Consider the following 2,796-nt stretch of genomic DNA (forward strand, 5'->3'; position numbering starts at 1 on the left):
GCTTTCGCTGGCGGCACTATATCGGTGAAATAGCAGAGGGAAAAGTAGGGTTATCCCTGATCAAGAATTTTCTACCCGGCGTAGGTTCATGTTAGATAAAAGCAACAATTAAAAATAAGAACGCCGAGGATTTAAGTCGAGCCGGATAATCCGTCTCTAAACGTAAATGCCCGGCCACTGCCGGCCACCGTTTAAAATTAAAACGTTTTGTATTTTTATTCAGGCAGCCAATCAAACTGCCAATCCGGAAACCCTTCAATGACCGAATTGGAGCTAGACGTGGTAGGGATTTCTTCCGACCGGTAACGTTTTAGCATAACGACACCGGGTGACCTTAGACTTTCATCAACCCGAGCGACCTGTAGCACTTCTTCCGAATTCGTTGGCAGCACATACATAACAGCCGATACACCAGGACTGTCTGGGCCATAACCAGTAGCGCCACCCTCTAAAACGGCTATTTGGGCACCGTCAGGCGACCAAGCCGACGCATGAAAAGCATCCTCTCCTTCCGCATTTGTTGCGATTTGTCGTAAAGAGCCCGTCTCAACATCTAACATCCAAAACGTGGTATATTCTGAAACGAGTGTTCCAGATGTGCGGAAGTTAAAGGAGACTTTAGTTCCGTCTGGGCTGGCTGATATTCTTGTTATATTCCCTTCACCGAATGACTCAGGTATCGACCAAGACGTAGAAAAGTTGGTGCTGTAAGGATCAGTGATTATAAAATTTCTACCCTCATAGATATAAATCAATCGCCCATCAGCTAGCCACTCAAAAGGCGAAGAAGGAATTTTGACACCGCTGACACCATTGCCATTGAAGTCGAAAATTTCCAGCCAGTCATCATCTAGCTCTCGAAATACAGCAAAAAATTGTCCGTCTGGGGACGGTTTTGCTCGCCCACTAACTTCCCATTCAATAACAACATCCGTTAAATAATTGCCATCAAAGGTTTGTGACAAGACACAGGTATCCATGCCACTAATAGGGTTTCCTTCTTCGTGCTGTCGACAGTCAGTAGCCGTAATTAGAAACGTATTATGATCCTTAAAAGGGCTAACTAAGTAGCTACCAAAATAGGGAAATCTTTCATCTTGATATTTCCAATCCGTATTGGGTACAACGGAATATTCCCCGGAGCTAATGTCCATTAAATGCGCGGATTTTGAATCTTCATAAAAAAACTTACCCGAGACCCCGGGGTTAATACCTTCTGAGCTTCCACTGTTGGAGCCGCCACCACCAGAATCGCCGTCACTTGTGCCGCTATCGTCGGAGCCGCCACCGCCACCACCACAAGCGGTGAGCGTTAAACAAAAGAGTGCCAAGAATACTTGTCGTATTGGATTTTTCATGTAAGCTTTGTGTTCAAAATAAAATACGTGTGCCCCCTTGGTTTTTCGGGAGCACATAGGCGGTAGCTCAACGTCGCTTGACTGGGTGGCCATAGGTGGCCAGCTTTCGCTGGCGGCACTATATCGGTGAAATAGCAGAGGGAAAAGTAGGGTTATCCCTGATCAAGAGATTTTCTACCCGGTGTAGGTTCACGTTAGATAAAAGCACTAATTAAAAATAAGAACGCCGAGAATTTAGGTCGAGCCGGATAATCCGTCTCTAAACGTAAATGCTCGGCCATTGCAGGGCGCCTTTAAAATTAAAACGTTTTGTATTTTTATTCAGGCAGCCAGCTACCGAAATATCCTGAAAAGTTTTCGATTGTTGAGTTTGAGTTGCTTGTGGTCGGGATATCATCAAAACGAAATCGTTTCAGCAAAACAACACCCGGCGAACGTAGGCTTTCGTCGTAGCGAGCAAGCTGGAGTACTTCATTTGAGTCTGCCGGTAATACGTAGGCAACCGTTGCGACACCAGGGCTGTCCGGTCCGGAACCCGTGGAACCACCTTCTAATACAGCTATTTTGCTACCATCTGGTGACCACGCTGAACCTCGAAATGCATCTTCACCTTCAGGGTTTGTTGCAATTTGTCTTATTGAACCAGTGTCAACATCCAGCATCCAAAATGTTGTATATTCTGACACGAGCGTTCCCGAGTTATGGATGTTGAACGCAATTTTAGTACCGTCTGGACTGGCTGACATTCTAGTAATATCACCTTCTTCAAACGACTCTGGTAACGACCAAGACGTTGAGTAGTTGGTGCTGTAAGGGTCGGTGATAATGAAATTTCTACCCTCATAGATATATATTAAGCGCCCATCGGCTAACCATTCAAAGGGTGCTACTTCGGTTTTGATCCCGTTAATTCTATTACCTTGGATATCCCAAATTTCCAACCAAATATCGTCAAGCTCTCTAAATGCGGCGAAATACTGACCATCTGGTGATGGTTCGGCATCAGATTTAAGATCCCAATCAATAATTATAGGGTCGGTTATATAGCTACCATTAAGATCCTGAACAACCACACAGGTATCGTTACCTCCCAATACATCATCCGTATGGTACCGGCAATTGCGCGCTGTTATCATAAAGGTCGAATTGGCAGGGGATGCTTTTACTGAATATTGTGTTATGCCAAGAGGATATAGATCATCCTGATTAATCCAATCTGTATTGGGGATATCAAAATATTCTCCAGTGCTAATATCCATTAGATGTGCAGAGTTTGACTCCACATAAAAAAACTTACCCGAGACCCCGGGGTTAATACCATCTGAGCTTCCACTGTTGGAGCCGCCACCACCAGAATCGCCGTCACTTGTGCCGCTATCGTCAGAGCCACCGCTATCGCCGGAACCTCCTCCTCCCCCACCACCACAAGCGATGAGCG

2 protein-coding genes are annotated in these 2,796 nt (G+C 45.5%); both read right to left on the bottom strand.

The window, feature by feature from the left end:
- Window positions 1-215 precede the first annotated feature (215 nt).
- Window positions 216-1,358 (bottom strand): TolB-like translocation protein, encoded by a 1,143-nt coding sequence (locus tag ACXAFR_RS27185; protein WP_475183263.1) that lies wholly within the window; start codon window positions 1,356-1,358, stop codon window positions 216-218.
- 317 nt (window positions 1,359-1,675) lie between these two features.
- A partial coding sequence (locus ACXAFR_RS27190) for a TolB-like translocation protein (RefSeq protein ID WP_475183266.1) occupies window positions 1,676-2,796 on the bottom strand: 1,121 nt, incomplete at its 5' end.

This window comes from Pseudomaricurvus sp. ABR4_320 (genome assembly GCF_056159445.1).

What these genes read in the sequence shown, in the direction of transcription:
- ACXAFR_RS27185 (WP_475183263.1), bottom strand. Translation starts at nt 1,358, where the DNA reads ATGAAAAATCCAATACGACAAGTATTCTTGGCACTCTTTTGTTTAACG.